Raw genomic sequence first — 6,681 nt, 5'->3', positions numbered from 1 at the left:
GTTTATGAAGATAACCTATGCCGATGATGATGTGGAGCATGTCAATCCAATCTACCAGATAACCTGGAAACAGGTGGTGGCATTCCTTGAGATGCCGGTGGTAAACGCGATGAGAATTGCATCTAACACTGGTAGTAGTAATGTGAAATAAAGCACTGATTATCAATAAAATAACTCTAATAATATTTGCATAATCCAATAAATTTTCGTACCTTTGTATGGTAAATATTAAGGTACGGCACATGGATTTTGATAAGGAAATCAATCTCGACGAGCTCGCCAAGAACATCAATATGCGGCGGGAGCTGGAGGCTCAGGAGACAACTTCTGAGCCGGTGCAGGAGTACCTTAATATGGATAAGATTACTTTGGTCAAAATGCTTCTTGCCTCCAAGGAGGAGAACAAGAAGCTCCATGACAAGTTGGATAAGCTCAGAGAGGAAGCTCAGGAGCGTGAGGCAAAGGCGGAAGCCCGCAATGAGGAACTTATGAGAGCCAACCGTAGACAGATGGAATATCAGGTAAAGCTGATGGACCAGCTGACAGAGATGCAGCGTCAGTTGAACAAGACCAATGACCAGTATGCGGATCTCTTGGTTGAACTCAAGCGACAGAAGGACCTCAACAAGCAGGCCCGCAAAGACAAGTACGATACCACCAAGCAGGACGTGGACAGAGACGGGGACGATGAAAACAACGATGATGAGCAGCGTGGTGACCGTGTTCAGCAGAGTGAGGATTTCAACGGTGATCCCGGGACACTGAAGGATGCCTGCAATGACGTGCCTGCCAGCGGCAAGAGTAAGAAAGGCCCCAAGCAATCCAGACCAAACCGTCAGGGTATGAAATACAATAAAGGCGTGACTACAAGGACCTATCACCATAAATGTGACATGTCGCAACTTCCTGAGGGTTGTGTAGTTCTGAAGAGGAAAACACGCATGCTCAAGAATGTACAGATTATTATGAATGTCCATGAGTATGAGTGGCTGCTGGTCAAGTTCCCTGACGGTCATATCGACTGGGCTTACTATCCGGATATGAAATCTGCCGCCCAACATGCAGATGAAGAATACGCCCGGCATATCGATTATCGCCCGCTTGGCAATACAGGATTGTGTGTGGACAGCATGCCTACATTGGGCTATATGAGATATGCCCTTGACACGCCGGCCAACCGAATCGCCGTAATGCTGAAGGAGGCTGGACTTGGCGGATGCAGACAGACTATCATCAACTGGCTTCAGCATGGTGGTGAGCAACTTGCCTATCTACTTCCTGAGTTGAAGGATCTCCTTCTCAAGGACGGTGCAGTCGTAAACTGTGATGAGACCTGGGGCCGTCTCAGACTTGAATACAAGTCCGGCTATAAGAAGGTCTATGTCTGGTGCATGGTCAACAAAAAGGAACGCGTCTGCTATTACTTCTTTGACAAACCTAAAGAAGGTACCCGCAGCCGTGAGGTGCTCACCCAGTTCTTGGGCGATGCCAAGGTTAAGGCCTTGCAGTCTGACGGCTATGTAGGCTACGTCTTCCTTGATGACGATATCGTTGATATAGACCATGTCTACTGTCTGGCTCACGTCCGGGCTAAGTTCGTAACTGCCTATAATATAGGAAAGGTAAATGAGGCCAAACCTTTTATAGACTGGATTGCTGAGCTCTACAAGCTGGAAAGACACTACAAGGCTCTGGGGCTTACACCGGAAGAAATCAGGCGACGAAGGAATAACAAGGAAACTTCCAAGATCATCAATAAGATGAAACAAAAGCTTGACAGGCTTTGGCCGGATGATAAACAAAAGCAAGGCGGGCTTGATCCGGTTTTTGCAACTGCCTTGCGATATCTCCACAACCAGTGGGATGGTCTCATGAAATACAGGGAAGACGGAGAGTACAGTATCGACAATAACATTGCCGAGAGGAATGTGCGTCCGTTTACCGTAGACCGGAAGAATACAATGACCTTCGGAAGTGAGGAGGGCATCGATTGCGCGGCTACCTATCATACCATTATCCAGACTTGCCGGATGATGGGTGTGAAAGTGTTGAAGTATCTTCAGAGCTTCTTCAAGAAGTTCTCTGAGGGATGTCGTGACTACGCTCAGATGCTGCCCGGACAACTCGCTATTGATTAACAAGTCTTAAATCTTACTCAGCCTAGCATAAAACGGGGTACTCGAAAGTACTCTGTTTAAAGCTGATAAGCAACAATTGGACATTTACTGTTGCAGCATGAATTTGGTCATGTCCTTCAATACCGGAAAGTTGGTGCCATTGATTATTATGACGTCATTGCTAAAGAAAGCTTATTAAATTGCGGATATGACAAATTGTTTGGTACAAATACACATAGTACATATTGGACGGAGACTTGGGCTAACTATTTATCTAAGAATTACTTTGGCGCTGAATGGCTTGGAGTTGAAACACTTTCACGAAAGAATTGGCAGTTCTATTATCCCTCAAAGGATCCTAGCAGATTGCTTAAATTTATAAAATTTGGTATGAAAGGTCTCCGGATTTGACGATGTAATAGGATTTAGCCCAAATTGGTCAGAAATAATTAATAGAAACTATTCTTTTAATCTCAAATAGACCGATTTGGGCTTATTAAGCCAGAAAATTATGAATAAGATAATAAAGAAAATTATGAATAAGATAATAAAGAAAATTAACAAACAACAATCTTTCGTATTTCTTGTTTTTTGTACATATATGCTCACTTCCTGCGTTATGGACAGAATAACTTCATTTGGTATAAGGAATAGTTCAAATGATACTCTTTATATCGAACTTTCTGAGTCAGATTCTCTTGATAATTTAATATATTGGTGCGAGGATTCGAATGATTTTATGCCCCCAATTTGGCCTACAGACACAACCGAGACATATATAAATAACAAAAAAGTAGTCATAGATGATCGTTTCTATGCATTGCCAGACTCAACCGTACTCGTAAGTCCATACTCATTTGACACTAAAGATACCTGTTACATATATGCTATAAAAAAGCAGATAATTACACGTTATACGTTAGACGAGATTCGTGTGAAAAAGCTCTATGACCGGCGGGCTGTAACGAAAAAGGATTTCCGTCATCGCTTGTTCGAGTACAGACCGACAGGCTCCGTACTTATGCCACAACACTGACAATTGCCATTTTTCTTAAAAATGAGGAGTCTCTTATTTCTGGAAAATGTTTACCATTGCATTGAGTCAACCAAAATAAGGTTTAAGAACAAACAGTCAACATAATCCAGTAATAAGAAAAAAGACAACTAAAATTAGAATTACGAAAAAGCAAGACAACTTTATTTAGGTTTAAGACATGAAGGTAGTCAACCAAAATCAGGAAGCTACGTAAGCGTATCGGTATTCACGTATTGCCAAAAAAACTGAGCAAGGGAGGAGGCTTGCTCAGTTTTGTTAGTCTTCTGTGGATGGTTGCCAACAGTCAGGTAATAGATTTCTGTATTTCTCCAATGGCGTATTAGGTTGCCATGTGGCAGTCCTGTCAAGGATGTCAGTGAGGTAGTCGAAGAGGTTGAGATGGTTCATCTTGGCAGACAATGCTAGCGTATAGAGCACAGCTGCCCTTTCGGCTCCCTTATGAGAACCGAAGAAGAGTGAGCTCCTTCTGGACATGGAGAAGTAGCGGTTCATCCGTTCGACGAGATTGTTGTCAAGTGCGGTGTCGCCTCTCTTGAAGATGTCGACTACCGCCTCCCATTCGTTGGTGAAATAGCTGGCGGCCTCGGACAGCTCGCTGTCTGGAAGCAGGTCCGGCTTGTTCAGTATCCCATCGAGCTTGTCCTTTATCTCTGCCAGTATGGCGGGGGCGTACTGTTGTCGCCATTTGAAGTTGTCCTCCACCGTCCAACTGTTTTCTCCTATCTTGTGTTTGTGATCTTCGTGGTAGAGTTTGTTGATGAGCTTGACCATCTCCTTGGCTTCCGGCTCGGCGTCCATGCAGTCAATGATGAGGATAGCGCTCAAATGGTACCGCTCGTAGCGGTCAATATGGTACCACTTATAGCGCTCAATATGGTACCGGGTGTAGCGCTCAATATGGTACCGGGGTTGGATGCCCTCCAAGAGCGATAAATATATTTGACACAGGCTTTGATAATTGAGTATTAACAAATGCCGTTATTATAGTGTTCTAAACATTATAGTATATGGCTAATAAAGAAATCGCAATGTCAAAGCTAAAAAAGCTGATGCGCATCCTGAGCGAGGGCGGTTCCCTGAACGACGTCGTGAAGGCATGCAAGATGAGTAAGCGGGATGCAAGTTACTACAAGAAGTATCTCCAGACGATGCCGCTGCCGCTGAGTGAAATGTACAAGATGGATGAGTTTTCCCTTGGCAAGCTTATCCGTCCAGAATCTCCCAACGTTCCCAAGCCGGACGGGCGCAAGGAAGTCCTCGACAAGGAGATAAAGGAGTATGCTCTTGACTGTCTCCGTCCCCACAAGACTCTTTATTATGAGTGGGAGAAGTACTACAAGCTTCATCCCGACGGTTATCAGTATACCCAGTTCAAGAAGTATGTGAACGAGTATATCAAGAATCATGACTACAAGTACCGCAACCATTACAATCCGGGCGAGATGGCTATGTTTGATCCTGCAGGAGACAAACTGTATCTCAAGCCCCGTTTTGAGTTGGATGGTATACCCGTTACGGTGCTGTGCGCAGTTATGCCCTATTCTAATTTTGGCTATATGATAGCCCTGCGAAATGAGCGCATGGAAAACCTGTTTATGGGTATGAGCAATGCATTGGAGTACTTCGGTTGTCTGCCTCATATTGTGAAGAGCGACAACATGGTTCAGTGGGTCAAGCATACGAAGAAGAAGTACGACCTTCAGTTCACGGATGCCCTTGAACAGTGGTGTGTGCACTATGACGTCCAGCCCTATGTGGCACGCGTCCGTCGGCCCAGGGACAAAGGACCCGTTGAGGGAATCGTAAATAAGTTTTACCTTTACATCTACGCACGTATAGAGGACAAGACCTTCGAGACCATAGACGAGATGAACACATGTATCTGGGAGCTCGTGGATGAGTTCAACGATCGTCCCAAGCAGCGTGGCGGACTTACACCACGCGAGGTCTTCGAGACAGAGGAAAAACCATTGATGCGTCCTCTGCCGGACCAGATGTTTGTCTATCGCCATCGCAAGGAGTACAAGAGAATATCTTCATCATACCTTCTCTCCGTAGGCGAGGAGCAGCACTACTACAGTGTTCCCTATCAGTATGTAGGCAAGAAGGCTGTCGCCATTTGGGATAATGAGACAGTTGAGATATATGTTGACAATGAGAGAGTTGCAGTCCACAAGCGTGACTTCCGGCCGTATGGCACAACGATAGATCCGTCACACATGCCTCCGAAGCACAGAGCATGGGAACAGGGCAATGGAGAATGGAATGCAGCCAGCTTCGTGTCGGCCGCCAGACGGATAGGTCCATATACAGCCCGTGCGATGCAGGATCTTCTTACCAGTGCTGAGTGGGAACAGCAACAGTACCGCCAGGGATATATACTTCTTGGATGGGCAAGAAACAAGAAATACGGACCCGAGGCCGTTGAGAGTGCCTGCCGTCTTCTTCTCACTAATGGCCCAGTGGCTCCAATGTTGGCTATAGAGAATGCACTGAAGCATAACATGGCCAGCAAGCCTGTGGCAAAGGTAGTCTCCATGACTCCGAAGAATGAATATGTCAGAGGCAGGGAAGCATTTAAGATCACAAAATAAAGGAGTATGCCAGGCCGGCTGTAGAGTCTGCCGACCTGCACTCCGGCCCTGGCGTTATTTTTAGTATTAACCATTTAAAGTTGGACAAAAATGAACAATCAAGAAACAGTGGACGCACTGGAGAGCCTCAAGCTGCACGGTATGGCGGTAGAGTTCAACAGTATCATTACATTGCCTGAGCAGAAAAGGCCCGGTCGGGAGATGACTGTCGCAAAGATGATTGACGCGGAGCGGCAGTACCGTCAGGAGAAGAAAACGGCCATGTATCTCAGGACCAGCAAACTTCGTTATAACAATGCTGTCATAGAGGACGTTATCTGTTCCACGGCCAGAAACCTCACGGAGGCTCAGCTGGCAGAATACAGCGACTGCAACTTCGTCCGTAGAGCTGAGAATCTGTTGGTTACTGGCCTGACCGGATGCGGAAAGTCCTTTCTCGTCAATGCTCTGGGGAGACAGGCATGCTGTCTGGGACTTAGAACAGAGTATTACAACATGAACAGGTTCATAGAGCAAATCTCAATAGCTAAAAGCGATGGATCCTTCATCAAGCTCCTCAATCATCTTAACCGGGACGACCTTCTAATCCTTGATGATTTTGGACTGGCTCCCATGACAGCCAATGCAAGGCTGGCTTTGCTGCAAATCCTAGAGGACAGATATGAGAAGAAGTCCGTCATCATAGCCTCTCAACTGCCAATCGATAAGTGGTATGATTATATCGCAGAACCGACCCTGGCTGACGCCATTATGGATAGAATCATAAATAATGCTAACATTATCCAACTTCAAGGTGAAAGTCTGCGCCAGATGAAGAAAAAATCATTACTTTTGCAAAAGTAAAAATAAGGCCTGTAGCCAAATGTTTTTCAATCCGGTAAAACCATTTTTGCTTCGCGCTTTTGCCGGTACC

General features: G+C 45.5%; 4 protein-coding genes. 3 read left to right on the top strand and 1 reads right to left on the bottom strand.

Annotated features, from left to right (window positions below; all coding sequences use genetic code 11):
* Window positions 1-242 precede the first annotated feature (242 nt).
* Window positions 243-2,138: an IS66 family transposase gene (gene tnpC, locus FYJ73_RS03990; RefSeq protein ID WP_206081679.1), complete on the top strand. Its 1,896-nt coding sequence runs from the start codon at window positions 243-245 to the stop codon at window positions 2,136-2,138.
* Between the two features lie 1,291 nt (window positions 2,139-3,429).
* Here tnpC and FYJ73_RS03985 read toward each other — a convergent pair.
* On the bottom strand, window positions 3,430-4,098 hold the full coding sequence (locus FYJ73_RS03985; RefSeq protein ID WP_154533417.1) for an IS66 family transposase: 669 nt from the start codon (window positions 4,096-4,098) through the stop codon (window positions 3,430-3,432).
* A 104-nt stretch (window positions 4,099-4,202) separates the two neighbouring features.
* Here FYJ73_RS03985 and FYJ73_RS03980 point away from each other — a divergent pair, with 104 nt between their 5' ends.
* Together FYJ73_RS03980 and istB are read left to right on the top strand one after the other, a co-directional pair.
* Window positions 4,203-5,768: a Mu transposase domain-containing protein gene (locus FYJ73_RS03980; protein WP_206081678.1), complete on the top strand. Its 1,566-nt coding sequence runs from the start codon at window positions 4,203-4,205 to the stop codon at window positions 5,766-5,768.
* Between the two features lie 90 nt (window positions 5,769-5,858).
* Window positions 5,859-6,611, top strand: coding sequence for an IS21-like element helper ATPase IstB (gene istB / locus FYJ73_RS03975; protein ID WP_154533415.1), 753 nt, complete (start codon window positions 5,859-5,861; stop codon window positions 6,609-6,611).
* The last annotated feature ends 70 nt before the right edge of the window (window positions 6,612-6,681 follow it).

Source organism: Hallella mizrahii (assembly GCF_009695775.1).
Taxonomy (GTDB): Bacteria; Bacteroidota; Bacteroidia; order Bacteroidales; family Bacteroidaceae; genus Prevotella; species Prevotella mizrahii.
This window is presented reverse-complemented; position numbering and strand designations above follow the sequence as displayed.

What these genes read in the sequence shown, in the direction of transcription:
- tnpC (WP_206081679.1), top strand. Translation starts at nt 243, where the DNA reads ATGGATTTTGATAAGGAAATCAATCTCGACGAGCTCGCCAAGAACATC.
- FYJ73_RS03980 (WP_206081678.1), top strand. Translation starts at nt 4,203, where the DNA reads ATGTCAAAGCTAAAAAAGCTGATGCGCATCCTGAGCGAGGGCGGTTCC.
- istB (WP_154533415.1), top strand. Translation starts at nt 5,859, where the DNA reads ATGAACAATCAAGAAACAGTGGACGCACTGGAGAGCCTCAAGCTGCAC.